Annotated in this window: 23 protein-coding genes; 4 read left to right on the top strand and 19 right to left on the bottom strand. The window is 70.6% G+C overall.

Translation table 11 applies throughout. The annotated features are described in order from the left end of the window. Nucleotides 1-5: 5 nt before the first annotated feature. The 10 genes from HL658_RS02045 to HL658_RS02000 form a co-directional block, all read right to left on the bottom strand. Entirely contained in the window at nucleotides 6-1007 is a 1002-nt protein-coding gene (locus tag HL658_RS02045) for a transketolase family protein (protein WP_180280219.1), read from the bottom strand. Next, the gene (locus HL658_RS02040; RefSeq protein ID WP_180280218.1) at nucleotides 1000-1845 is read right to left on the bottom strand and encodes a transketolase; all 846 of its coding nucleotides are present in this window, start codon (nucleotides 1843-1845) and stop codon (nucleotides 1000-1002) included. Before HL658_RS02040 ends, HL658_RS02045 begins: the two co-directional genes overlap by 8 nt. 73 nt (nucleotides 1846-1918) lie before the next feature. Beyond that, nucleotides 1919-3001 (bottom strand): glycerol dehydrogenase, encoded by a 1083-nt coding sequence (locus HL658_RS02035; protein WP_180280217.1) that lies wholly within the window; start codon nucleotides 2999-3001, stop codon nucleotides 1919-1921. 27 nt (nucleotides 3002-3028) lie between these two features. Continuing rightward, the gene (locus HL658_RS02030; RefSeq protein WP_180280216.1) at nucleotides 3029-3748 is read right to left on the bottom strand and encodes an SDR family NAD(P)-dependent oxidoreductase; all 720 of its coding nucleotides are present in this window, start codon (nucleotides 3746-3748) and stop codon (nucleotides 3029-3031) included. Between the two features lie 32 nt (nucleotides 3749-3780). Next, complete coding sequence (locus HL658_RS02025; protein WP_180280215.1) at nucleotides 3781-4497, bottom strand: ABC transporter ATP-binding protein; 717 nt, start codon at nucleotides 4495-4497, stop codon at nucleotides 3781-3783. Further along, nucleotides 4478-5215: an ABC transporter ATP-binding protein gene (locus tag HL658_RS02020; RefSeq protein WP_180280214.1), complete on the bottom strand. Its 738-nt coding sequence runs from the start codon at nucleotides 5213-5215 to the stop codon at nucleotides 4478-4480. Before HL658_RS02020 ends, HL658_RS02025 begins: the two co-directional genes overlap by 20 nt. Next, nucleotides 5212-6243, bottom strand: coding sequence for a branched-chain amino acid ABC transporter permease (locus HL658_RS02015; RefSeq protein WP_180280213.1), 1032 nt, complete (start codon nucleotides 6241-6243; stop codon nucleotides 5212-5214). The genes HL658_RS02020 and HL658_RS02015 overlap by 4 nt, the downstream gene beginning before the upstream one ends. Further along, the gene (locus HL658_RS02010; RefSeq protein ID WP_180280212.1) at nucleotides 6240-7124 is read right to left on the bottom strand and encodes a branched-chain amino acid ABC transporter permease; all 885 of its coding nucleotides are present in this window, start codon (nucleotides 7122-7124) and stop codon (nucleotides 6240-6242) included. The genes HL658_RS02015 and HL658_RS02010 overlap by 4 nt, the downstream gene beginning before the upstream one ends. An 82-nt stretch (nucleotides 7125-7206) precedes the next feature. After that, nucleotides 7207-8475, bottom strand: a complete 1269-nt coding sequence (locus HL658_RS02005) for an ABC transporter substrate-binding protein (protein ID WP_211109637.1) — start codon at nucleotides 8473-8475, stop codon at nucleotides 7207-7209. A 102-nt stretch (nucleotides 8476-8577) separates the two neighbouring features. After that, entirely contained in the window at nucleotides 8578-10152 is a 1575-nt protein-coding gene (locus tag HL658_RS02000) for a class I adenylate-forming enzyme family protein (protein ID WP_180280211.1), read from the bottom strand. A gap of 160 nt (nucleotides 10153-10312) precedes the next feature. Between HL658_RS02000 and HL658_RS01995 the strand changes: the two genes are divergently transcribed. The 4 genes from HL658_RS01995 (at nucleotide 10313) to HL658_RS01980 (ending at nucleotide 14488) form a co-directional block, all read left to right on the top strand. Then, the gene (locus HL658_RS01995; RefSeq protein ID WP_180280210.1) at nucleotides 10313-11296 is read left to right on the top strand and encodes a quinone oxidoreductase family protein; all 984 of its coding nucleotides are present in this window, start codon (nucleotides 10313-10315) and stop codon (nucleotides 11294-11296) included. A gap of 102 nt (nucleotides 11297-11398) precedes the next feature. Next, nucleotides 11399-12577 carry an acyl-CoA dehydrogenase family protein gene (locus tag HL658_RS01990; RefSeq protein WP_180280209.1) on the top strand — a complete coding sequence of 393 codons (1179 nt, stop codon included), beginning with the start codon at nucleotides 11399-11401 and terminating at the stop codon, nucleotides 12575-12577. A gap of 10 nt (nucleotides 12578-12587) precedes the next feature. After that, nucleotides 12588-13652 carry an acyl-CoA dehydrogenase family protein gene (locus HL658_RS01985; protein WP_180280208.1) on the top strand — a complete coding sequence of 355 codons (1065 nt, stop codon included), beginning with the start codon at nucleotides 12588-12590 and terminating at the stop codon, nucleotides 13650-13652. Nucleotides 13653-13681: 29 nt separating this feature from the next. After that, a complete protein-coding gene (locus HL658_RS01980) occupies nucleotides 13682-14488 on the top strand; it encodes an enoyl-CoA hydratase/isomerase family protein (protein WP_180280207.1) in 807 nt (268 codons plus the stop codon). A 9-nt stretch (nucleotides 14489-14497) separates the two neighbouring features. On the opposite strand, the gene HL658_RS01975 is transcribed toward HL658_RS01980, so the two are convergent. From HL658_RS01975 to HL658_RS01935, 9 genes are all read right to left on the bottom strand, one after another. Further along, nucleotides 14498-16018: a FadR/GntR family transcriptional regulator gene (locus tag HL658_RS01975; protein WP_180280206.1), complete on the bottom strand. Its 1521-nt coding sequence runs from the start codon at nucleotides 16016-16018 to the stop codon at nucleotides 14498-14500. Nucleotides 16019-16051: 33 nt separating this feature from the next. Further along, nucleotides 16052-16750: a GntR family transcriptional regulator gene (locus HL658_RS01970; RefSeq protein ID WP_180280205.1), complete on the bottom strand. Its 699-nt coding sequence runs from the start codon at nucleotides 16748-16750 to the stop codon at nucleotides 16052-16054. A gap of 6 nt (nucleotides 16751-16756) precedes the next feature. Continuing rightward, nucleotides 16757-17302 carry a 2,4'-dihydroxyacetophenone dioxygenase family protein gene (locus HL658_RS01965; protein ID WP_180280204.1) on the bottom strand — a complete coding sequence of 182 codons (546 nt, stop codon included), beginning with the start codon at nucleotides 17300-17302 and terminating at the stop codon, nucleotides 16757-16759. Between the two features lie 51 nt (nucleotides 17303-17353). Further along, a complete protein-coding gene (locus tag HL658_RS01960) occupies nucleotides 17354-18190 on the bottom strand; it encodes a shikimate dehydrogenase family protein (protein ID WP_180280203.1) in 837 nt (278 codons plus the stop codon). Between the two features lie 206 nt (nucleotides 18191-18396). After that, nucleotides 18397-19170, bottom strand: a complete 774-nt coding sequence (locus HL658_RS01955; RefSeq protein WP_180280202.1) for a 2-keto-4-pentenoate hydratase — start codon at nucleotides 19168-19170, stop codon at nucleotides 18397-18399. Beyond that, nucleotides 19167-20198, bottom strand: a complete 1032-nt coding sequence (dmpG, locus tag HL658_RS01950; RefSeq protein ID WP_180280201.1) for a 4-hydroxy-2-oxovalerate aldolase — start codon at nucleotides 20196-20198, stop codon at nucleotides 19167-19169. The genes HL658_RS01955 and dmpG overlap by 4 nt, the downstream gene beginning before the upstream one ends. Beyond that, nucleotides 20198-21130 carry an acetaldehyde dehydrogenase (acetylating) gene (locus HL658_RS01945; protein ID WP_180280200.1) on the bottom strand — a complete coding sequence of 311 codons (933 nt, stop codon included), beginning with the start codon at nucleotides 21128-21130 and terminating at the stop codon, nucleotides 20198-20200. Before HL658_RS01945 ends, dmpG begins: the two co-directional genes overlap by 1 nt. Continuing rightward, nucleotides 21127-21933: a 2-keto-4-pentenoate hydratase gene (gene mhpD / locus HL658_RS01940; RefSeq protein WP_180280199.1), complete on the bottom strand. Its 807-nt coding sequence runs from the start codon at nucleotides 21931-21933 to the stop codon at nucleotides 21127-21129. The genes HL658_RS01945 and mhpD overlap by 4 nt, the downstream gene beginning before the upstream one ends. Before the next feature lie 58 nt (nucleotides 21934-21991). After that, nucleotides 21992-23485, bottom strand: coding sequence for a 2-hydroxymuconic semialdehyde dehydrogenase (locus HL658_RS01935; protein WP_180280198.1), 1494 nt, complete (start codon nucleotides 23483-23485; stop codon nucleotides 21992-21994). Nucleotides 23486-23490: the final 5 nt, after the last annotated feature.

Raw genomic sequence — 23490 nt, 5'->3', positions numbered from 1 at the left:
CCCTCTCAAGCGGCGGCGGAAGTGCCGGACCGGTCCAGCCAAGCGGCGACCCGCTCGTGCACGCGGGCGGCCGTCAGGCCGTACTTGTCCTGAAGATACGGCACGGAGCCGCATTCGATGAAGCGGTCGGGAATGCCGATCTTCAGCATGGGCCGGAGAATCTGTGCCTCCTGCATGGCGTCGAGAACGAGGCTCGTCAGGCCGCCGACCAGCACGTGGTTCTCCGCGGTCACCAGCCGGGTGACCGAGCCCGCGAACTCCGCCACCGCGGCGGCGTCGAAGGGCTTGATGGTGCCGACATGCAGGACCGACGCGCGCACGCCCTGCGTCTCCAGCTTGCGGGCGGCGTCGAGACAGCGCTCCGTCATGAAGCCGGTGCTGACGAAGCCGACGTCGCCGCCCTCCCCGAAGCGGGTGGCCTTGCCAACCTCGAACCGGTAGGTGGCGGGGTCCAGCACCACCGGCACGTTGCCGCGCAGCAGCCGGCAATAGACGGTGCCGGGGATGTCGATGGCCTGCTCGGCGATCTGCTGCATCTCGGTGGCGTCGCAGGGATCGATGACGGTCACGTCGGGAATGGCGCGCATCAGCGCCAGATCCTCGATGGCCTGGTGGGTGCCGCCATAGCCGGTGGTCAGGCCGGGGTTGCCGGCGAACATCTTCACAGCAGCCCCGCCATGGGCGCAGGCGATGGCGAGGAAGTCGTGCGCGCGGCGCGTGGCGAAGGCGCCGTAGGTGGTGCAATAGGCTGTCCAGCCCGTCTTGGCGAGGCCGGCCGCCACCGACACCAGCGCCTGCTCCGCCATGCCGACGTTGAAGAAGCGGTCGGGATGGGCGTCGCGGAACGGGTGGACGTCGGTGTATTTGCCGAGGTCGGCGGTCAGCACCGCCAGCCGGTCGCAGCGCGTGGCGGCGGCCAGCGTGCCGGCGGCGAAGGGGGCGGTGCGGAAGGGGCGGTCCTCGATCCGTTCGAGTTCGCCCATGCCCAGCGTGCGGCCCTTAAGCATTCTCGGCCTCCAGTTCCTTGGCGATCACGTCCCATTCGTCGGCGCCCACGCGGATGAAGTGCGCCTTCTCCCGCGCCTCCAGCCGGGCGATGCCCTTGCCGGGCTTGGTGCGCATGACCACCACCTTGGGCCGGCCGCGCGCCATGCGCGCCCAGTGCATGGCGCCGACCACCTGATCCAGCGCGTTGCCGTCGATCTCGATCACGTCCCAGCCGAAGGCCCGCCACTTGTCCGCCACCGGTTCGATGGGAACGACCATGGCGCCGTCCGCCTGGATGCCGTTGCAATCGACGAAGGCGACGAGGTTGTCGAGCCCGAAGGCGTTGGCCGCCGTCGCCGCCTCCCAGGTCGAGCCCTCCTGCAACTCGCCGTCCGAGACCTCCACGAAGACGCGGGCGTCGCGCTTGGACAGCCGGTAACCGAGTGCGGCCCCCACGGCGATGCCCAGGCCATGACCGAGCGAGCCGCCGGTCATCTCCACGCCCGGCACCCGTCCCTCGATGGTGCTCATCTCCAGCGGGCTTTCGTCCGCGCCGTAGGTTGGCAGCGATTCCTTGGACACATAGCCGATGTCGGCCAGCACCGCCCACAAGGCGATGGAGTAATGCCCGGTGGACAGGAAGAAGCGGTCGCGGTCCTCCCACTCCGGGTTGTCGCGGTCGTAGCGCAGTTCATAATGGTAGAGGGTCGCCAGGAACTCGGCGAGCCCGAGCCCCTGCCCCAGATAGCCCTGTCCCTTGCCGGCCGCCTGCACCAGCATCAGCCGGCGGAGCTGCAGCGCCTTCTCCTTCAGGAAGCTCAGGTTCGGGGTTTCGCTGGGGTGGTTGGTCAAGGCCATGCCCGCCTCCCTGTTGTATGATACATGATATATCCTTGTTTTGCGTATGGCTCCGCGCGTTCGGAACCGGCCATCAGGCCGCCGTGCCCGCGTCCAGGGTTTCGATGCGCCGCATGGCGTCGACCAGCGACGCGGCGGTGACCGGCACGGCGAGGTTGGCGGTGTGCGGGGCCGTCATGGTCAGCCGGGCGATCTCCGCGATCTCGTCCGCCGTCGGATCGGCCATGCCGAGGTCGCTAAGGCTGCCCGGCAAGCCGATGCCGCGGATGAAGCCCGCGATGTCGTGCAGCTCCGCATCGTCGCGGCCCTCGGCCGCAAGCTGGACCAGGAGGCCGTAGGCCACCTGCTCGCCATGCGGTGCCGCGCTGGCCCCCCGCGCCAGCACCAGCCCGCGGGTCATCGAGTGGGCGATGGACAGACCGCCGTTCTCGAAGCCCAGCCCGCTCATCAGCACCGACGCCTCGACCACCATCTCGACCGCCTCGGTCACCGCGTGGCGCTCGACATCGGCCAGCGCCGTGACGGCGTGCGCGCGCAGCGTCCGGTAGCAGGCCTCGGCGATGGCGCCGGCGGTCAGCAGCGGGCGCGTGCCGAAGGGGGTGACCCCGGTGCCGGCGGCGCAGCCGTCCGCCTCGAACTTCTTGGCCAGCGCGTCGCCGATGCCCCAGCGCAGGAAGCGGGCCGGGGCCTGCGCGATGACGGCGGTGTCGACCACCACCGCCTCCGGGTTCCGGCGCATGCGGTCCACGGCGATCATCACATGCCGCTCGTCGTAGACCGCGATGGCCCCGCTGGTCGGCGCGTCGTTGGAGGCGATGGTCGGCACCGTGACCATCGGGCGGTCGAGCTGCACCGCCACGCCCTTGCCGGCGTCCAGCGCCTTGCCGCCGCCGATGGCGATGACGAGGTCGGGGTCGTGCGGCGCCGCCTCGGCCGTCAGGGCGGCGATGGCGGCGTGGGTGATCTCGCCCGCGAAGGCGAGCATGGGCACCGGCCGCTCGAACTGCGCCGCCAGCCGCTCGCCGAACAGGTCGAGCACCGCCTGGTCGGCGACGATCACGGTGCGCGGCCCGTAGCCGGCGGCGATGCGCGCCAGCCCGTCCAGGGCGCCCGGCCCCTGGATGTAGCGGGATGGTGATCCGAAGATCCTGATCATGGGTGGTCCCTTCCTTCGCTGCGCGGATCAGGCGACCGCGTAGCCGCCGTCCACAGGGATCATCGTGCCGTTGACGTAGCGGGCCTCGTGCGACAGCAGGAAGCCGACGACGTCGGCGACTTCCGACGGATCGCCCCAGCGCCCCATCGGGATGCGGCTGAGGATCGGGCCGGAGCGGTCGGGATCGGTCATCGCGCGCACCGACATCCGCGTCTTCACCCAGCCCGGCGCCACCGCGTTGACGCGCACCCCCTGCCCGCCCCAGGCGACCGCCAGCGAGCGGGTCAGCGCCTGCACCGCCCCCTTGCTGGTGGCGTAGCCGGGGTTGCGGCCGGAGCCGAACACCGACCACATGGACGCGAAGTTCACGATGGACCCGCGGCGGGCCAGCAGCGCGTCCCGCAAGGCCATGCACATGAGCTGCGTGCCGTTGACGTTGACGTCCATCACCCGCTGGAAGCCGTCGGGCGTGAACTCCGCACCGTCATGGACGATGATGCCGGCGGCGTTGACCAACGCATCCACCCCGTCGAAAGCGCTGGCAAAGTCGGCGACCGCGGCGCGGTCGGTGACGTCCAGGTCGCGGTAGGAGAAGTTGCGATCGGCGATCTCCTCCTCCACGTCGCGGCCCAGCGCGTGGACGCGGTAGCCCAGCGCCAGCAGACGTTTGGAACAGGCGAGCCCCAGACCGGTGGCGCCGCCGGTGACGACGGCGACACGGGGTGCCGTCGGGTGAGTGTCGGACATGATGTCAGCCTTGTTGAGGAGCCTCCGGGCGGTCACAGGCCCAGGTAGGTCTCGCGCAGGTGGTCGTTCTTCAGAAGCGCCTCGCCGGTGCCCGACATGCTGATCTGGCCGTTCTCCAGCACATAGGCGGAATCGGCCATCTCCAGCACCTGGAAGACGTTCTGCTCGATGATCAGGATGGACAGGTTGCGCTGGCGGATGCGCGCGATGGACTCGAACAGACGGTCCACCATGATGGGGGCGAGGCCGAGCGACGGCTCGTCCAGCGCCAGCACCCGCGGCAGCGCCATCAGCGCGCGCCCGACCGCCACCATCTGCTGCTGCCCGCCCGACAGGGCGGACGCGGGGGATTGGCGGCGTTCGGCCAGGATGGGGAACAGCTCGAACACCTCCTCCAGCGTCTCGGCCCGGCGGGCGCGGGCGCGGGGGGTGTGGGCGCCGACGATCAGGTTCTCCAGGATCGTCATGCCTGTGAAGAGCTGCTTGCCCTCCGGCGACTGCACGAAACCGGCCTCCACCACCCGGTGCGGCGGCAGCGTGTCGATGCGCTCGCCCCCCAGCTCGATGGTGCCGGCGGTCGGCCGCAGCAGGCCGGAGACGGTGCGCAGCAAGGTGGTCTTGCCGGCCCCGTTGGAGCCGATCAGCGCCACGATGGCGCCGACCGGCAGCTCCAGATCCACGCCGCGCAGCACGCGCACGTCGCCATAGCCGGCGTGGAGGTTGGTGAGCCTAAGCGCGGGACTGGACATAGCGCTCTCCGAAATAGGCCTTCAGCACCCGCGGCTCGGCGACGACGCGCTGCGGCTCGCCGTCGGCGATCAGCTCGCCGTAATCGAGGACCACGACCCGGTCGCTGAGCGACATGATGACCTTCATCACATGCTCGACGATCAACACGCTGATGCCCATGTCACGGATGCGGCGCACCAGCTCCACCATCTCGCCGGCCTCGCTGGGGGTCGCCCCGGCCACCACCTCGTCCATCAGCAGGAGCCGCGGCTCGGTGCAGAGTGCCCGTCCCAGCTCCAGCTTGCGGCGGTCGAAGGCGGTGAGGTTGTTGGCCTCCGCCTCGCGCTGGCGGCCCATGCCAAGGAAATCGGCCATCCACTCCGCCCGCTCGCGGATCCGCGCCCGGTCGCCGGTGCGGCAGAAGCCGCCGACCATCAGGTTCTCGATCACGTTCAGGTCGCCGAAGGGCTTGGAAAGCTGGAAGGTGCGGGCGATGCCGGCCTTGCAGACGTCCCACGGCCGCTTGCCCGCGATGTCCTTCCCCTCGAACAGCACCTTGCCGGTGTCGGGGCGCAAATAGCCGGCGATCATGTTGAAGGCGGTGGTCTTGCCCGCACCGTTCGGCCCGAGCAGCCCCAGGATCTCCCCCTTGCCGACGGAGAAGGACAAATCCTTCACCGCCTGAACGCCGCCGAAACGCTTGCTGATCCCCTGAACGTCCAAAATGGTCGTGGTCATGGACGGCTCCCCCGGCGGTCGGTCAGCCGCTTGGCGAGGCGGCCGAGCGGGGCGATGGCCCCCTTCGGGAAGTAGAGGACGCAGGCCATCAGCACGAGGCCGTACACCACCAGATGCAGGCCCGGCAGGCCGCCGCCGAGGTGGCTGCGCGCCATCTCGCTGATCGGGGTGAGGATGAGGGCGCCCAGCAGCGGCCCGGCGACGGTGCCCTGTCCGCCGATGATGGTCATGACCGCCATGTCGATGGACAGCTCCAGCCCCATGTTCCGCTCCGGGTTGATGTAGCGGAAGAATTGGGCGTAGAAGCTGCCGCCGAGCGCCGTCATGAAGGCGCTGATGGCGAGTGCGGCGAGCGTGGACGGGGTGGGGTTGATGCCCAGCGCCTCCGCCGCGTCGCGATCGCCGCGCACCGCCTTCAGGCAGTAGCCGAGCTTCGACCGCTCCATCAGCCGCGTCGCCAGCATCACCAGGGCGAGCATCGCCAGGATGATGTAGAAGTAGGGCGTCTTGGAGCTGAACTGGAAGGCCCACAGGCTGTCGCCGGCCGCCGGCACCACCAGCCCCTCCGCCCCCTTCAGCGGCACGCCGATGAAGTCGTTGGTGTTCTCCACCCAGATGCGGACGATCTCGGCGAAGGCGATGGTGGTCAGGGTGAAGTACGGCCCCTTCAGCCGGAAGGTCGGGTAGCCGATCAGCACCGACAGCCCGGCCGCCAGCAGCCCGCCGAACAGCATGCCGATCCACGGGCTGAGGCCGAGCTGGGTGAACATCAGCACGGAGACGTAGCCGCCCACACCGCTGAACATGGCGTGGCCCAGCGAGAGCTGGCCGACATAGCCGCACAGGAAGTTCCAGGACGACGCCATGTAGGCGAAGAACAGGACCATGATCAGCGAGTGGATGAGGAAGGGATCGTCCACCAGCAGCGGGACGAGGGCGACGCATCCGAAGCCGAGGCCGGCGGCCAGGGCGCCCAGCGGCAGGCCGGCGGCGCTCCGCGGGGTCGCGGTGATGGTGCGTGTGTTCATGCTCTCCCCATGATGCCCTGCGGGCGCACGAGTAGGATGAGGATGAAGAGGCCCAGCGAGCCGATGGCGGCCGAAGTGGCGGTGATGTGCTGCGAGGCGACCGCCTCGAACACGCCGATCACCATGCCGCCGACGATGCAGCCGGGAATGCTGCCCAGCCCGCCCAGCACCACCACGATGAAGGACTTGATACCGAACGCCACGCCGATGGACGGCGAGATCGGCATGAAGGGCGCGATCAGCGATCCGAACAGCCCGAGCACGGCGCAGCCGATGCCGAAGGTCACGGCGTAGACGAAGGGCACGTTGATGCCCGACAGGGCGGCCGCATCGCGATTCTGGGCGGTGGCGCGGATGGCCCGGCCCATGTGGGAATGGCGCAGCCACCAGGACAGGCCGAGCGCCACCAGCACCGCCGCCAGCGCGCCGATCAGACGCTGCGGGTTCAGCGGGATGGGACCCAGCATCGGGCTCGGCAGGTAATAATCGACCTGCACGGCCCGCACGTTCGGTCCGAAGGCCATCAGCGCGAGGTTGTCGAGCACCAGGAACACGCCGGCGGTCAGCAGCAGCGCGCTCAGCGGCTCGACCACCAGCGCGCGCTCGCGCCGGATCAGCGGCGAGATGATGACGCTCTGCACGAAATAGCCCAGCCCGAACATCGCCGGCACGGTGACGAACACGCTCAGGTAGGGATCGAGGCCCAGCAGGCTCCAGCACCAGAAGGCGATGTAGAGCGACAGCATCAGGAAGGAACCGTGGGCGAAGTTGACGACGCGGAGCACACCGAAGATCAGGCTGAGCCCGAGCGCCACGCCGCCATAGATGCCGCCGAGCAGCACGCCGTTGACGACGGCGAAGGAAAGGATGAGCGGGTCCATGGGGTGGGTCCTACGGGTGGAAGGTGGTCAGGGGGGAGCGGCCGCCGCCGGGGCCGCTCCCTCGTGGCCTGCGGTTCCCGCCTCAGGAGCCCTTGCGTTCGCTCCAGGCCGGAACCGGCCAGACCGGCTTGGTCTCGGAGCCGCGGTTCTCGAGCGGCCAGATGGTGCGGCGCTGGCCGTTCAGGTTCTGCGAGATGACGCCGTGGGCGTGCGTGTTCTGGCCCTGCTCGTCGAACTTGATGCGGCCGTAGCCGGTGATCAGCGCCGGACCGCTCTGGATGTCCGAGGCGGCGATGGCGTCGCGCAGCTTCTCGCGGTCGGTCGAGCCCGACCTCTCCAGCGCGTCGGCCAGCACATACATGGCCGATGCACCCTGCGCGGCGTAGGCGCTCATCCCGTAGCCCAGCATCTCCTTGGTCCGCTCGGCGATGGCGAGGATGGTCTTGTCGTTGGTCTGCTGCAGCTTGTCGATCTGCCAGTCCTCCTGCACGAAGACGTAATCGACGGCGCGCTGCGGCAGGCCCTTGTAGAAGGCCGGATCCTCGGTGCCGCCGCCGACGGAGTGGATGCCGAACGGCAGATCCAGGCGCTGCTCCATGAGCTGGCGGCTGAACAGCAGATGGTCGGGAGTGTAGAGCGCGACGATCACCGCGTCCGGCCGCGCGCCGCGGATCTTCAGGAGCTGGTTGGAGAAATCGACCTGGTTGGGCGGCGCCGCTTCGTCCAGCACGATGTCGTAGCCGCGGTCCTTGGCGAAACGCTTGACGTTGGCGGCGTGCGAACGGCCCCAGTCGGATCCTTCGTACAGCATGGCGATGGTCTTGGGCTTCTTGCCCGTCTCCTTCGCCAGGAGATCGAGCGCGTCGAGCTGCTCGCGCGCGTCGTAGGTCGCCTTGTTGTTGATGCGGAACACGTACTTGAAGTTCCGCTCGGTGATCTCGTCCTTGACCGAGCCGACGACCACCCATGGCGTCTTGTAGCGCTCGGCCACCTCGGTCGCCGGGAAGGTCACGGCGCTGTTGAAGGCGCCGCACAGCGCGGCGACGTTTTCGCGCGTCACCAGACGCTCGGTCTCGGTCACACCGATGTCGGCCTTGGACTGGGTGTCGCCGAAGACGACCTCCAGCTTGGCGCCGTTCAGCGCCTTGATGCCGCCGGCGGCGTTGATCTGCTCGGCCGCGGCCAGGGCGCCGGCGCGGGTCTGGTTACCGACCGTCGCCGATCCGCCGCTCAGCGGCAGGGCGCAGCCGATCTTGACCGCGCTCTGGGCCAGCGCCGGCCCGGCCGCGAGAACGCCGAAGAGCATGGTGGATGCCAAAAGGGCGATCCGGTTCCGTGAAGGCTTGGCCACGTGTTCCTCCCGACTCTGATGGTCCGTTTTATATGATATATCATGTACGGAGAACGTTCGTATGTCAAGCATCCGTCATGCGAACGATCAGCGTTTCAAGCGTTACCCCGCACCGCGCTCCAGGAGGGCCCGAAGCTCGGTCTTCAGGACCTTCCCCATGGGGTTCTTCGGCAGTTCGTCCAGCACGAGCCAGCGGCGGGGCCGTTCGTAATCGGCCAGCCGGCCGGCGCAGAAGGCGGCGATGTCCGACAGATCCGGGCTGACGCCCGGCGGCGGCACGATGCAGGCGGCGACGTCCTCGCCCAAATCCCGGTGCGGCACCGCGACCACGGCGGCCTCGCGCACCGCCGGATGCTGGTAGAGCACATGCTCCACGGCGACCGACGCGATCTTCAGACCGCCGCGGTTGATGATGTCCTTCCGCCGGTCGGTGAAGAACAGATAGCCGTCCTCGTCGAGATGGCCGACATCGCCGGTGCGGATGGCACCACCGACGAAGGCCGCGGCCGTCGCCTCCGGGTTGCGGAAATAGCCGGGCGACACGCCGGGGCCATGGATGGCGATCTCCCCCGTCTCGCCGGGGCCGAGCGCGAAGCCCGCCTCGTCCAGGATGGAGACCGCACACCAGGGCATGGGCACGCCGATGGAGCCGTATTTGCGCCAGCGGTCCTCCGGCGGCAGCACGGTTCCGGCGGGGCCGCTCTCCGTCATGCCGTAGATCTGGACCGGCTCGACCCGCGGCCAGCGCTCCCCAAGGCGCTGGATCACCTCCGCCGGCATGGCCGACCCGCCATAACCGACGCGGCGCAGGCTGGCGACATCGTATTGGCCACGCGCGTACTCCTCGATCATGAAATGCACGACCGACGGGACGCCGTGGTAGAAGGTGCTCCGCTCCGCCGCGATCAGCCGCAGCCGCCCGGCGTTGTCCAGCACGCCCTCGAAGACCAGCCCGGCCCCCGTCGTCCAGCTCGCCATGCAGCCGAGGTTGAGGCCGGAGCTGGTGAAGAAGGGCCAACCGCCCTGGTACAGGTCGCCCGGCCCCAGCCCCAGCGCGGTGCCGCAGCACAGCCCCGCCCCGATCATCGTGCGGTGGGTGTGCATCACCGCCTTCGACCGCGCGGTGGTGCCGGAGGTGAACAGCAGGCAGGTCAGCCGGTCGGGATCATCGGCGACCGGCGGCGGCGCGCCGGCCGCCTCCTCCACCGGCTCGGGCCAACGCACGGCACCGGCCGGCGCATCCGTCCCGGCATCGACCAGAAAAAGCCGCGCCGCCGGCCACAGCGCGGCGATCCGCGCGGCCGACGCGGTCGTCGTCACCACGGCGGCCGGCTCCACCAGCGCCAGCGCGTGGCCCAGCTCCTCGTCCGACGAGCGGGTGTTCAGCGGCGCCACCGCCGCGCCCAACCGCAGGGCGCCCAGCGCGGTGAGGATGCATTCGCGCCCGGCGTCGTTGGTCAGCAGCACACCGATGCGGTCGCCCTCGCGCAGGTCCAGCCGGGCGAACCCCCGCGCCATGGCGTTCATCCGCTCGACAAGCTGGGCGTAGCTCAGCCGGTCCCGCCAGCCGCCGCGGGACTGCGCCGACAGGGCGATCCGGTGCGGCGTCTCCGCGGCGCGGCGCTCCAGCAGTTGCGGAACCGTGAGCAGGAGAAGGTCGGGGGGAGTGTCGGACATCGGCGGCCGGGGCGGTTCGGTTCGTTGCACGAACCTTTCTGGCCGGAAGCCCGTCCTCTTGCGAGGGGGTGGGTGGTCTCTTGTGCAGACCAATGAACGTCTTGCGCCAAAGAGCCCCCGCCGGGACCTTTCGCGTGCCAAGCGAAGGGGAGGAAACGCGATGTTCAAGGCCCAGGAGATGAGGATCCGCGCCTATGGCGGTCCGGAGGCCATGGAAATGGAAGAGGTGACCATCGGTGCGCCGGGACCGGGTCAGGTTCTGGTCCGGCAGCACGCCGTCGGCATCAACTTCATCGACGTCTACCACCGCAAGGGCGTCTTCCCCATCCCCGCCCTGCCGGGTGCCGTGGGGGTGGAGGCCGCGGGGGTGGTCGAGGCGGTCGGCCCCGATGTCGAACGCTTCGCCCCCGGCGACCGCGTCGCCTATGCCGGCCCGCCCATCGGCGCCTACGCCAGCGCCCGGTTGATGCCGGCCCGCGGCCTCGTCCGCATTCCCGACGCCCTGCCCTTCGACCAGGCGGCGGCGATCATGCTGAAGGGCATGACCGTGCATATGCTGGTCACCCGTGTCCGGCCGCTGGCGGCCGGCGACACGGTGCTGGTCCACGCCGCCGCGGGCGGGCTGGGCAGCCTGCTCTGCCAGTGGGCGTCGGCGCTCGGCGCGCGCGTCATCGGCACGGTGGGGTCGGAAGCCAAGATCGAGGCCGCCACGCGCGTCGGCTGCGACGCGGTGATCGTCCACCGGCAGCAGGATTTCGTGGCGGAGACGAAGCGGCTGACCGACGGCGCCGGCGTCGATGCGGTCTACGAGGGCATGGGCGGCGATGTGCTGACGCGCTCGCTGGACTGCCTGAAGCCGTTCGGGACCGCGGTCAATCTCGGACAGGTCGGCGAGCCGCTGGGCGCGGTGCCGCTCGCCGCCCTGGGGCCGCAGCGGTCGCTGTCGGTCGCCGTGCCCGGCGTCTTCGCCCACCTGCGCACCCTGCCCGACCTCCAGGCGGGCGCCGACAGCCTGTTCGCCATGGTCACGTCGGGCCGGGTCCGGCCGGAGATCGGGACGCGGCTCCCGCTGGCCGACGCCGCCGAGGCACACCGCCGGTTGGAGGCCGGGCAGACCACCGGGGCGCTGGTGCTCCTGCCCTGAACCATTGGCGATTGGTCTGGCGGCGAAGCCAGACCGCCGCTTGCCGGGCTGCCGCCCCTCCGCCAATGCTCACCCAACGAACAGTCAGCTTCGGAACAGGTCATGGACTCCCTCTTCACCGACGACGAAAAGGCCTTCCGCCGCCATGTCCGGGCGTCCATCCGCGCGATGCTGCCCGCCGACCTCGCCGAGAAGACGCGGGCCGGCATCCATCTGTCGCGCGAGGACATGGCGCGCTGGAACCGCATCCTCGACGAGCGCGGCTGGGCCGCGCACCATTGGCCGGCGGCGCATGGCGGCACCGGCTGGACGCCGATCCAGCGCTTCATCTTCGAATCCGAATGCGCGGACGCCGACGCCCCGCCGCTCAGCGTGTTCGGCGTCTATCTGGTGGGGCCGACGCTCTACACCTTCGGGTCGGAGGCGCAGAAGGCCCGCTACCTGCCGACGATCCGCTCTGGCGCGGAGTTCTGGTGCCAGGGCTATTCGGAGGCGGACGCCGGCTCCGACCTCGCCTCCCTGCGCACCACCGCGCGCAAGGTGGATGGTGGTTGGGTCATTCAGGGGCAGAAGGCGTGGACGACGGAAGGCCATTTCGCCGACCTGATGATCTGCCTCGCCCGCACCAACAGCGCGGTCAAGCCGCAGGCGGGCCTGTCCCTGTTCATCCTGGACATGAAGGCGCCCGGCGTGTCCGTGCACCCGGTGATCACCATCGACGGCGCACACAGCGTCAACACCGTGTTCCTCGACGAGGTGCGGGTGCCCGACGACGCGCTGGTCGGCGAGCTGGACAAGGGCTGGACCTACGCGAAGTTCCTGCTGGGGCACGAGCGGATCAACAACGCCCAGGTCCACCGCTCCCGCCGCGAGTTCACCCGGCTGAAGGCGCTGGCCGCCCGCACCCCCGCCCCCGGCGGCGGCGTCATCGCCGACCTGCCCGGCATCCGGCAGCGCGTCGCCGGGCTGGAGGTGGAGCTGTCAGCGCTGGAGGCGACCATCCTGCGCATCCTCGCCGACCAGACCCAGGGCCGTGAGCCGGGGCCGGAGGCGTCCATCGTCAAGGTGATCGGCTCCCGCCTCCAGCAATCCATCAGCGATCTCGCCATGGACGTGATGGGGGAGGACGGCATCCACATCACGGAGGACGGGTCCGACCCCGACGCCGGGGAACGCCGCGGCTGGACGGAGCGGCACCTGTTCCGCCGGGTGGTGACCATCTACGCCGGCACCAACGAAATCCAGAAGACCATCATCGCCCGCACCGTGCTCGGGCTCTAGGGGAAGAACCATGCGACGTTCCGACGAGACGCTCGCGGAGGACCGGCTGCTGCGCGACAGCGCGCGGCGCTTTCTGGAGGAGCGGCATCCCTGGAAGGAGCCCGCCGCCCGCCGCGCGGCCGGCGACCCCGCCGCGACGTGGCGCGAGCTGGCCGAGCTCGGCTGGTTCGCCATGGCCGTGCCGGAGGAGCTGGGCGGGCTCGGCGCCGACGCGCACCGCTGCCTGCTGATCCTTCAGGAGGCCGGGCGTGTCATGCTCGACGCTCCCGTCATGACCACGCTGCTGATTGCCCCGCGGCTCGCCGCCGGGTCGGACAGCCCGGCGCTCGCATCCCTGCTGGACGGGGCCGCGGCGGGGGATGTCCGCTTCGCCCTGGTCACCGGCTCCGACCGCGGTGCGCCGCTGCGCGTTGCGGCGGGGAGGCTCGACGGCACCAGCGCGCTGGCCGTCGGCGCCGCCGAGGCGACCCACTGGCTGGTCGTGGCCGACGGCGCCCTGTCGTGCCTGGACGCCGCCGCGACCCCCGCCTTGCGGCAGGAGTTGCGGCTGATCGACGGGCGCGCGGCGTCGGTCCTGCGGTTCGATGGCGTGCCGGTTCCGGACGAGGCGCTGGTCGCCACCGGCGACGCCGCCGCCCGGTTGGCGGCGGAGGCGGCCGATCTCGCCATCGCCGGCACCGTCGCCGACGCGCTGGGCGCGCTGGCGGCGGGCATCGACCGCACCACCGTCTATCTGCGCGAGCGCCGCCAGTTCGGCCAGCCGCTCGCCTCCTTCCAGGCGGTGCAGCACCTGATGGCCGACAGCTACTGCGAGATGGAGGGGCTCGCCTCCCTGCTGCTGTGGCTGGGTGCGGCGCTCGACGGCGATCCGGTGGAGCGCCGCCGCGCCGCCGCCGCCGCCAAGATCTTCCTGGGTCGCCAGGGCCTCGCCGCGGTGTCGCGCTGCATCCAGGTCACTGGCGGCATGGGTATGGCCGAGGAATACCCGATCGGCCACGTCTTCAAGCGGCTCCAGACCGCCGCCGCCCTGTTCGGCACCGCCGACCACCACCTTCACCACCTCGCCGCGGGCTGACCGCCCGTCGTCCACACTGGAGCCCCGGAATGCGCAGCTTTCCCCTGGAAGAGCGGTACGAGACCCTGCGGATCGAACGGTCCGGCCGGCTTCTGACCATCGTGATGAACCGCCCGGCGTCGCTGAACGCGGCCGACGCCCTGCTGCACGAGGAGCTGGCGCATGTCTTCTACGACGTGGCGTCGGACCCCGACAGCGACGTGATCGTGCTGACCGGCGCCGGCCGCGCCTTCTCGGCCGGCGGCGACATCCCCTGGATGCAAGACGCCATCGACACGCCGGAAATGTTCGAGCAGACGGCGCGGGAGGCGAAGCGCATCGTCTTCTCCATGCTCGACCTCGAAAAGCCGCTGATCGCCAAGGTGAACGGCCACGCCACCGGGCTGGGGGCGACGCTGGCCCTGTTCTGCGACGTGGTGTTCGCGTCGGAGGACGCCAAGATCGGCGACCCGCACGTGTCCATCGGCTTCGTCGCCGGGGACGGCGGGCCGGCCATCTGGCCCCAGCTCATCGGCTTCCACCGCGCCAAGGAATACCTGATGACCGGCGAGCTTTTGCCGGCCCGCAAGGCGGCGGAGATCGGGCTGATCAACCACGCGGTGCCGGCGGCGGAGCTGGACGCGGCGGTGGATGCCTTCACGTCCAAGCTGCTGAACGGCGCCACCAAGGCGATCCGTTGGTCGAAGACGGTCACCAACCTGGAGCTGAAGCGCATCGTCCACGCGATCATGGACGCCAGCGTCTCTTACGAGGCGCAGTCGAACCGCACCGCCGACCACCAGGAGGCGGTCACCGCCTTCCGCGACAAGCGCAAGCCGGTGTTCCGAGGCCGGTAACCTCCAGGCTCAGCGGCCGCTCACCGCCTGGTAGCGGTCGCGGAAGCCCTGGCAGTGGGCGCGCATGGCCCGTTCCGCCGCGGCGGCGTCGCGGGCCATGATGCCGTCGACGATGTCGGCGTGCTGGTCCAGCAGAAGCGCGTCGCGCCCGCCGGCGATGGCGGGGTTGCTCAGCGAATAGTCGAAATAGGCCTTCACCGCCTGCCGCAGCACCTCGGTGACGTAGAGGTGCACGGCGCTGCCGGCGGCGCGGGCGATGGTGAGGTGAAGGCGCAGGTCCAGCTCGATCTTGCGCCGCGGGTCGGCGATCGGGCGCCGCATCTCCGCCAGGATGCAGCGCAGGTCGGCACGGTCGCCCGGCGATCCGCGCAGAGCCGCCCGCCGCGCCGCCCAGCCTTCCAGATAGTGACGGATCTCGCAGAGGTCGCGGAAGTTGGTCAGGCTCTCCGCGGCCAGCGCGCCCAGCCGTTCGGCAAGGCCGGCCCCCTCCCCCTCCGCCCGGGCACGGGTGCCGTTGCGCTCGTCGGCGGTGATCAGGCCGCGGTCCTTCAGCGCGGCCAGCGCGTCGCGCACCGACACGCGGCTGACCCCGAACAGGTCGGCCAGGCGGCGCTCGCTGAGCAGCCGGTCGCCATCCTTGAGCTCACCGCTGCCCACCAATGCCGCGATCTCGCGCGCCAGCCGGTCGCGGAGATGCTCGGGGTGCGGCTGGACACTGGCGAGGTCGTTCAGGAGGTCGTCCTCGCTGACCGCCGGCGGAAAGGCGGCATCCGCCGCTTCGGCCCCGCCGGCCAGCCGTGCGTTCAGGATGCGGATCGCCGCCCCCGCGTCGCGCGCCGCCAGCGCCTCCGCAAGTTCCCGGTTGGCCCGCCGCAGCGCCGCACCGTCGTCGGGACGGCCGCACAGCTCGAAGACCGCGGTGAAATGGCTGCCGAGGCTGCGCGCGAGGTGGTGCACCAGCGCCTGCAGCACCGGGCTGCGCGCGGTGTCCGCCAGCAGCAGGCGCAGCAGCGTCTCGTCGCGGGCGAAGCCGGCGGCCGAGGTGGTGGAGGCCATGGCGACCGCGCCGACGATGTCGGCAAGCCGGTCGTCCGACGCCGTTTCCAGCGCGCGGGTGACCAGCCAGCCGTCCAGGAACTCCCGGAATTCGGCGAGGTCGGCCAGATTCTCCCGGTTGGCCGCGCGCAGGTCGGAGAGGGTCTCCACGCTCGGCACCACCCGTGTTCCCGAGCCCTGCACCGCCTCCAGATAGCCGTTGCCCTTCAGCCGGTCGAGCGCCGCGCGGACGCTGACCCGGCTCGCCTGGATGGCGTCGGCGATACGCCGCTCGGGCGGCAGGCGCGCCCCCGGCCCGAGCCGCCCCGAGGCGATGAAGCCCAGCAGGTTCACGGCCAGCCGGTCGGACAGCGCGGACTTGGTCTGCAGTTGGAGCCGCAGCCGGTGCGGCCGGCCGATGTCCGTAAGGTCGAGGGGGCACGGCGTCTCCCCGCGCAGCAGGGCGAGCCGCAGGTCCAGCAAGGCACCCGTCATGGTTTCCTCCCGCTTTCTTGTTGTGCGCACCCGTCAGGCACGTGCCGCCGTGCGCCCGGCCCGTTCCGCCTCCCACTCCCGCACCAGATCGACCATGATCCTCGCCCCGGCGAGGTCCCTCTGGATGGCCTCGCGCGTCGCCTGTCCGTCGCGGCGGCGCAGGCCGTCCAGCACGTCGAAATGACCGTGGCCGTGGCGGGACAGGTCCACCTTGGGCACGCGGGTCAGGAAGATGCGGATGATCCCGCCCATCTTCACCCAGAAGCTCTCCACCGTCGCCTGCAACAGCGGCATCTCCGCGGCCCGCATCAGGGCGAAATGGAACTCGCGGTTCTTGAGGCTGGTGCGGTAGGGGTCCTCCGTGTAGGACGCGATGAACTCCTCCTGGATGCGCGCCAGTTCCTCGATGCCCGCGGGCGAGATGCGCGTGGCGGCCCGTTCGGCCGCCGCTCCTTCGAGAAGGATGCGCATGGTGAGTATCTCGTCGATCTGGGCGGCGTCCATGATCGGCACATAGACCGCCGTCGACGCCTTGATCTCCAGCGCCTGCTCGCTGACCAGCCGGAAGATCGCCTCGCGCACCGGGGTGATGCTGGTGCCGAGCGACTTGGCGAGCTCAGCGATGCGCAGCCGCTCGCCGGGCTCCAACTGGCCGTCGAGCAGCGCGGTGCGCAGCCGGCGGTACACCTGCGCCGACAGGTTCTCGTGACCGACCTGCCCCAGTTGCTGCATGGCGACCTACCGGATGAACTGGTCGACGAAGCCTTCGCCGAGCCCGATCGCGCTGTAGTGGCGCCGGCACATGTCGATCTTCGTGAACACGTCCTCGTAGCCCATGGTGCGGCCGTCCGGATCGACGTAGATCATCGCGCCGTTCACCTGGAACAGGGTGATCATCTCCTCCACCCCCTCGTCCACCACCAACGTGTGGGTCTGGCCCGGCGGCTCGTACACATAGGCGCCGGCGACCGCTTCCCAGTCGTGCTCCAGGTAGCGCCAGCGGCCCTTGATGACATAGGCGTGGACGGGCTGTGGGTGGCGGTGGCGCGACAGCACGCCCGACTTGCGCACGCGCAGCAGATTGACCCAGTAGCCGCGGGTCGCCGACAGGCAGAGCGGACGCAGCCAGACGTTGGGTTGCTGCGGAACCCACAGCCGCTCGTCCTCCGGCACCGCCATCGGGATCACGAGATCCGGCGGCGATTCCGCCGGCTGCGGATGACGGTAGGCCTGACGCGCCTCCTCGGCGGTCTCGCCGACGACGGGCCGGTTGATCGTATCCATGCTGTCCTCCCACTGTCTTTGATGTGTGCCGACGACGGCGCCGTGTTCCGGTCAGGCCGCCACGGCTTCCCCGGCGGCGCCCGCGAACAGGAAACCGGCGAGCAGTCCGAGTTGCGCCGTCAGCATGTGCTCGCCCTCGTGGATGGCGAGGCCGCGGGCCTGGGCCGCCACCAGCAGCGGCGTGACCGCCGGCTGCATCACCACCTCGGCCACGACCGCACCCACGTCGATGCGCGCGGGATCGACGGGCAAGGCGTCCGTCGGCTGCATCCCCAGCGAGGTCGCGTTGACCACCAGATCGAACCCGGCAGGGTCGGGCGGCGCCACCCGCAGTGCCACCGACGGATAAGCGTCGCGCAGCAGATCCACCACCCGCTCGGCCTTCGCGGCGCTGCGGTTGGCGATGGCGAGTTCGGCCACCCCGGCCCCCGCCAGGGCGCCGGCGATGGCGGTCGCCGCCCCACCCGCACCGACCAGCAGAACCCGGCGCCCCGCCGGCTCGATGCCGCGGTGGCGCAACCCGGCGACGTAGCCGACCCCGTCGAACATGGCCCCGACCAGACGGCCGTCGGCACCGCGGCGGACGACGTTCGCTACCCGCAGATGCCGGGCATCTCCGGTCAGCTCGTCGCACAGCTCCGCGACCGCCGCCTTGTGCGGGACGGTGACGATCAGCCCCGCGATGCTGTCACCGTGGCGCAAGGCACCCACGGTTTCGGCGAGGTGGCGCGGTTCCACCTGCCAGGGGATGCACACGGCGTTCACGCCGAGCGCCGCGCAGCGGCGGTTGAAGGCGGCGGGGGTCCGGAGATGGTGGGAGGGGTGCGCGAGCAAGGGAACGATCCGGGTGCGCCCGTCGATCTCCCGCACCGGTGTCAGGGCGGACATGGCTTACCGTGGTGAAAGGCAGCCGCCAACGGCGGCACCACGGGACAATGACACATGATATATGATATTTGAAGCGAGAAAATACGCTAACAGAACGATCCGCCTTATGAACGATAGCAGGAATGAGGGAAAAGCGTGTGCCCGATCTCTGCGCCGCCACCCTGGCGCGGCGCCGGCCGCGATCGTGTGCCGGCGCCGTTCCGATGTCAGCCGCGTGGTGCCACGGTGAAGCCCACCATGCCCAGTGCCTCCATCTCGGCGCGCACGGATACGCCCGGACGCAGGGCCTCCGCGGGGGTGGCGGCCCCGGTCAGCACGATGGAGCCGGCCTCCAGCCCCTCGCCGGCGTCGGCCAGCATGCGGGCGGCGGCGGCCAGCGCCCGCACGGGGTTGCCGAGCACCGCAGCGGTCGAGCCCACCTGCACCGGCAGCCCGTCGAAGGTCATGACGATGCCGAGGTTGGATGGGTCGGCCGGCGGCGTCTGCCACGCACCCACGACGAACCCCGAGGAGGAGGAGTTGTCGGCCACGACGTCCACGAGGCTGAACTTGAACGCCTCGTAGCGGCTGTCGATGATCTCCAGCGCCGGGGCCACCGCCTCCACCGCCGCCCAGGCCTCGGCGATGCCGACGCGGCCTTTCAGCGGGCGGGCGAGACGCACGGCCAGTTCCGGTTCCACCCGCGGGTGGACGTAACGGGCGAGGTCCACGATGCCACCGTCCTCGATCACCATGGCGTCGGTCAGGCGCCCGTGGATCAGGTCGAAAACGCCCATCTGCGCCGCCTTGGACCGGCTGGTGAAGCCCATCTTCAGCCCGACGACGCGCTCGCCCCGCTCCACCCGGCGGGCGACGCTGGCGCGCTGGATGGCGTACGCGTCCTCCAACGTGAAATCGCCCTCGCGGGTGAGCTGCGGGATGGCGGTGGCGCGGGCCGCGGCCTCGTCCACGATGCGGGCGTACCCGGCGATATCGGTCATGCGGACGCTCCTTCCCGTGCGCGGACGAGGTCGAGCGCCACGTCCACGATCATGTCCTCCTGCCCGCCGACCATGCGGCGGCGGCCCAGCTCTACAAGGATCTCGCGGGTGTCGATGCCGTAGGTCTTCGACGCCGCCTCCGCATGCCGCAGGAAGCTGGAATAGACGCCGGAATAACCGAGCGACAGGCTTTCCCGATCGACGCGCACGGGGCGGTCCTGCAAGGGGCGGACGAGGTCGTCGGCGGCGTCCATGAGCTTGAAGAGGTCACAGCCATGATCGAAGCCCAGCCGGTCGGCGGCGGCGATGAACACCTCCAGCGGCGCGTTCCCCGCCCCCGCCCCCATGCCGGCCAGCGAGGCGTCGATGCGCGTCGCCCCGTGCCGGACGGCGACGATGGAGTTCGCCACGCCCAGGGAGAGGTTGTGATGCGCGTGCATGCCCGTCTCCGTCGCCGGGTCGAGCACGTCGGCGAAAGCCTTGAAGCGGTCGGCCACGTCGTCCATCAGCAGGGCGCCGGCGGAATCGGTGACGTACACGCAGTGCGCCCCGTAGCTTTCCATCAGCTTGGCCTGCCGCGCCAGCTCGGCCGGCGGCAGCATGTGCGCCATCATCAGGAAGCCGGCGACGTCCATGCCCAGCTTGCGCGCGTGTCCGATGTGCTGCTTGGCGACGTCCGCCTCCGAGCAGTGGGTGGCGACGCGTACGGAACGGGCGCCGGCTGCGTACGCCTCCTCCAGGTCGTGCACGGTGCCGATGCCGGGGATCAGCAGGGTGGCGACCTTGGCGTGCGTCACCGCGCCCGCCACCGCCTCGATCCATTGCAGGTCGGTGTGGGCGCCGAAGCCGTAGATGAAGCTGGATCCCGACAGCCCGTCGCCGTGCGAGATCTCCAGGCTGTCCACCCGCGCCTCGTCCAGGGCGCGGGCGATGGCGACCACCTGCTCCAGGCCATAGCGGTGGCGGATGGCGTGCATGCCGTCGCGCAGCGTGACGTCCTGGATGTAGAGCTTGCGGTTCGCCGTCATCACGCGGCCCTCCCCAGGCGCTTTTCCACCAGCCGTTCGGCCGCGGCCAGCGCGGCGGACGTCATGATGTCGAGGTTGCCGGCGTAGGCCGGCAGGTAATGGCCGGCGCCCTCCACCTCCAGGAAGATGGTGGACTTCAGCCCGGTGAACTCCCCGTAGCCGGGGATGCGCAGCGGGGCGTTGCCGCCGATGCGCTCGAACTGCACGGCCTGCTTCAGCCGGTAGCCGGGAACGTAGCGCTGCACCTCCGCCACCATCGCCTCGACCGAGGCGGACACGGCGGCGGTGTCGGCGTCCTCGCTCAGGCAGAACACGGTGTCGCGCATGATCAGCGGCGGCTCGGCCGGGTTCAGGATGATCACCGCCTTGCCGCGCCCGGCGCCGCCGACGCTCTCGATGGCGCGGCTGGTGGTCTCGGTGAACTCGTCGATGTTGGCGCGGGTGCCGGGACCGGCGGACTTCGACGCGATGGAGGCGACGATCTCCGCGTAATGGACCGTCGCCACGCGGGCCACGGCGGCCACCATGGGGATCGTCGCCTGCCCGCCGCAGGTGACCATGTTCAGGTTCGGCGCGTCGAGATGCCGGTCCAGATTGACTATCGGCACCACATAGGGTCCGACCGCGGCTGGTGTCAGGTCGATGACGGTGCGGCCCAGTTGGCCCAGCACATCCGCATGATGCCGGTGGGCACCGGCCGACGTGGCGTCGAACACCACCCCGACGTCGGCGAACTCCGGCAGGGCGACCAGCCCGTCGATGCCGCCGGCGGTGGTCGCCACCCCCATCCGCGCGGCCCGCGCCAGCCCGTCCGACGCCGGGTCCACACCGGCCATGGCGACCATGCGCAGCGCCGTCGACCGGCGCATGATCTTGATCATCAGGTCGGTGCCGATGTTGCCCGATCCGATGATGGCGGCCCCGACCGTCATGCCCCCTCCCTCCCGAACACGGCGCGCACCGAGCCGAGGCCGGAGATGCGCGCTTCCAGCACGTCGCCGGGGGCGACGGGCACCATGGGGCCGAGCGCCCCGGTCATCACGACGTCGCCGGCCCGCAGCGGCGTGCCGACCTCCACCATCTTGCGCGCGAGCCACGCCGCCGCCACCAGCGGGGAGCCGAGGCAAGCGGCCCCGGCCCCGACCGAGACCGGCTCGCCGCGGCATTCCAGCGTCATCCCGCACAGCCGCAGGTCCAGCCCGTCGAGGATGCGCGGCGGGCCGCCCAGCACGATCAGGCCGGAGGAGGCGTTGTCGGCGATGGTGTCCACCAGCCGGATGTCCCAGTTGGCGATGCGGCTGCCCACCACCTCAATGGCCGGCAGGGCGAAGGCGACGGCGCGGATCACGTCCACCACCGTCGGCTGCTCGACGGTCAGGTCGCGCTCCAGCACCAGCGCCACCTCCGCCTCCGCCTTGGGCTGGAGGACGCGGGTTGCGGCGATCGGCTCGCCATCGTCCACCACCATGTCGGCGAACAGCACGCCATAATCCGGCTGGTCGACGCCCAGTTGCTTCTGCACCGAGCGGGAGGTCAGGCCGATCTTGCGCCCCACCACCCGCCGGCCGGCGCGGATGCCGTGCTCGGCGTTCACCTGCTGGATGGCGTAGGCGGTCGCCACGTCGCCCGGCGGAATCTCGTCGCGGATCGGCGGACAGGGTATGCGCCCCGCCTCCGCGTCGCGCAGACGGGCGGCCAGCCGTTCGACCAGCGCCCCGTCGATGCTGCTCGTCATGGGTTCCCTTCCCTGTATTGTCGTTGCAACCCTCTCCCCGGTGGGGAGAGGGCCTTGCTCACAGCTTGATGCAGATGTTGACCGGCTCGGAGTAGAAGTTCAGCGAGTGCACGCCGCCCTCGCGGCCGATGCCGGACATCTTCATGCCCCCGAAGGGCGTGCGCAGGTCGCGCAGGAACCAGCAGTTGACCCAGGTGATGCCCGCCTCCATGGCGCGGGCGACGCGGTGGGCGCGGTTCAGGTCGGTGGTCCAGATGGTGCTCGCCAACCCGTAGACGGTGTCGTTCGCCATGGCGACCGCCTCCTCCTCGCGGTCGAAGGGGGTGACGTGGCAGACCGGGCCGAAGATCTCCTCCTTCACGCAGCGGGCGTCTTCGGCCAGGCCGGTCCACACGGTGGGCTGCACGAAGAAGCCGCCGTCGCGCTCGTCGCCGAACTCCGGCACGCCGCCGCCGGTGACCACGGTCGCCCCCTCCTCCACCGCCAGCGCGTAATAGGCCAGGACCTTGCGCCGGTGCTCGGCGGAGATGAGCGGACCGAAATTGGTGCCCTCGTCATGCGGACGGCCGATCTTCAGCGCCTCCGCCCTGGCCTTCAGCCCGGCGACGAAGCGGTCGAAGATCGGGCGCTCGACGTAGATGCGCTCGGGCGCCAGGCAGACCTGCCCGGTGTTGGCGAAGACGGCGTGCGCGATGCCGCCCACCGCCGCGTCGAAATCGGCGTCGGCGAAGACGATGCCGGGGTTCTTGCCGCCCAGCTCGAAGGACAGGCCCTTCACCCCGTCGGCCGCCGCCTTCATGATGGCCGCACCGGTGCGCGTCTCGCCGGTGAAGGTGATGGCGTCCACCCCCGCATGGCGGGTCAGGAACTCGCCCGCGCTGTCCGGGCCGAAGCCGTGGACCAGGTTGAACACGCCCTCGGGGATGCCGACCTCGCGCATCACGTCGGCGAGCAGCGTGGCGGTGGAGGGCGTCTCCTCCGACGGCTTCACCACCACCGTGTTGCCGCAGGCGAGTGCGGGCGCCACCTTCCACGTCATCAGCAGCAGCGGCAGGTTCCAGGGGGAGATGATGGCGACCACCCCCAGCGGCTTGCGCAGGGCGTAGTTCAGCGCCTTGCGCCCGTCCGGCGTGTCCATCTCGAAGCACTCGGTGGGCACGTTGGCGATGGCGTCGGCGAAGACCCGGAAGTTCGCCGCCCCACGCGGAATGTCGAGGTGGCTGGCGAGGTGGTGCGGCTTGCCGGTGTCGGCGATCTCCGCCGCCAGGAACTCCTCGAAGCGCTCGTCGATGCGGTCGGCGACGCGGGTCAGCAACCGGCGCCGCTCGGCCACCGGCATCCGGCCCCAGGGACCGTTCAGGGCGGCGCGGGCGGCCAGCACGGCGGCGTCCACCGTCGCGGCGTCGGCTTCCAACGCCTGGGCGTGGACGCTGCCGTCCACGGGGTTGAACACGTCGAACGGCCGTCCGCCGTCCACGAAGCGGCCGTCGACGAAGTTTCTCAGCGTGCCGAGGCGTGTGGCCGCGGCGGTGACGATGCTGTCGGGCGCCATGTCCC

Origin of the sequence: Azospirillum oleiclasticum (assembly GCF_013423485.1) — a bacterium.
Taxonomy (GTDB): Bacteria; Pseudomonadota; Alphaproteobacteria; order Azospirillales; family Azospirillaceae; genus Azospirillum; species Azospirillum oleiclasticum.
Note: the sequence above shows the minus strand (reverse complement) of the source record. Positions and strands in the feature narration are given on the sequence as shown.

Coding starts and splice junctions, on each gene's coding strand:
- HL658_RS02045 (WP_180280219.1), bottom strand. CDS start 1,007: ATGCTTAAGGGCCGCACGCTGGGCATGGGCGAACTCGAACGGATCGAG.
- HL658_RS02040 (WP_180280218.1), bottom strand. CDS start 1,845: ATGGCCTTGACCAACCACCCCAGCGAAACCCCGAACCTGAGCTTCCTG.
- HL658_RS02035 (WP_180280217.1), bottom strand. CDS start 3,001: ATGATCAGGATCTTCGGATCACCATCCCGCTACATCCAGGGGCCGGGC.
- HL658_RS02030 (WP_180280216.1), bottom strand. CDS start 3,748: ATGTCCGACACTCACCCGACGGCACCCCGTGTCGCCGTCGTCACCGGC.
- HL658_RS02025 (WP_180280215.1), bottom strand. CDS start 4,497: ATGTCCAGTCCCGCGCTTAGGCTCACCAACCTCCACGCCGGCTATGGC.
- HL658_RS02020 (WP_180280214.1), bottom strand. CDS start 5,215: ATGACCACGACCATTTTGGACGTTCAGGGGATCAGCAAGCGTTTCGGC.
- HL658_RS02015 (WP_180280213.1), bottom strand. CDS start 6,243: ATGAACACACGCACCATCACCGCGACCCCGCGGAGCGCCGCCGGCCTG.
- HL658_RS02010 (WP_180280212.1), bottom strand. CDS start 7,124: ATGGACCCGCTCATCCTTTCCTTCGCCGTCGTCAACGGCGTGCTGCTC.
- HL658_RS02000 (WP_180280211.1), bottom strand. CDS start 10,152: ATGTCCGACACTCCCCCCGACCTTCTCCTGCTCACGGTTCCGCAACTG.
- HL658_RS01995 (WP_180280210.1), top strand. CDS start 10,313: ATGTTCAAGGCCCAGGAGATGAGGATCCGCGCCTATGGCGGTCCGGAG.
- HL658_RS01990 (WP_180280209.1), top strand. CDS start 11,399: ATGGACTCCCTCTTCACCGACGACGAAAAGGCCTTCCGCCGCCATGTC.
- HL658_RS01985 (WP_180280208.1), top strand. CDS start 12,588: ATGCGACGTTCCGACGAGACGCTCGCGGAGGACCGGCTGCTGCGCGAC.
- HL658_RS01980 (WP_180280207.1), top strand. CDS start 13,682: ATGCGCAGCTTTCCCCTGGAAGAGCGGTACGAGACCCTGCGGATCGAA.
- HL658_RS01975 (WP_180280206.1), bottom strand. CDS start 16,018: ATGACGGGTGCCTTGCTGGACCTGCGGCTCGCCCTGCTGCGCGGGGAG.
- HL658_RS01970 (WP_180280205.1), bottom strand. CDS start 16,750: ATGCAGCAACTGGGGCAGGTCGGTCACGAGAACCTGTCGGCGCAGGTG.
- HL658_RS01965 (WP_180280204.1), bottom strand. CDS start 17,302: ATGGATACGATCAACCGGCCCGTCGTCGGCGAGACCGCCGAGGAGGCG.
- HL658_RS01960 (WP_180280203.1), bottom strand. CDS start 18,190: ATGTCCGCCCTGACACCGGTGCGGGAGATCGACGGGCGCACCCGGATC.
- HL658_RS01955 (WP_180280202.1), bottom strand. CDS start 19,170: ATGACCGATATCGCCGGGTACGCCCGCATCGTGGACGAGGCCGCGGCC.
- dmpG (WP_180280201.1), bottom strand. CDS start 20,198: ATGACGGCGAACCGCAAGCTCTACATCCAGGACGTCACGCTGCGCGAC.
- HL658_RS01945 (WP_180280200.1), bottom strand. CDS start 21,130: ATGACGGTCGGGGCCGCCATCATCGGATCGGGCAACATCGGCACCGAC.
- mhpD (WP_180280199.1), bottom strand. CDS start 21,933: ATGACGAGCAGCATCGACGGGGCGCTGGTCGAACGGCTGGCCGCCCGT.
- HL658_RS01935 (WP_180280198.1), bottom strand. CDS start 23,485: ATGGCGCCCGACAGCATCGTCACCGCCGCGGCCACACGCCTCGGCACG.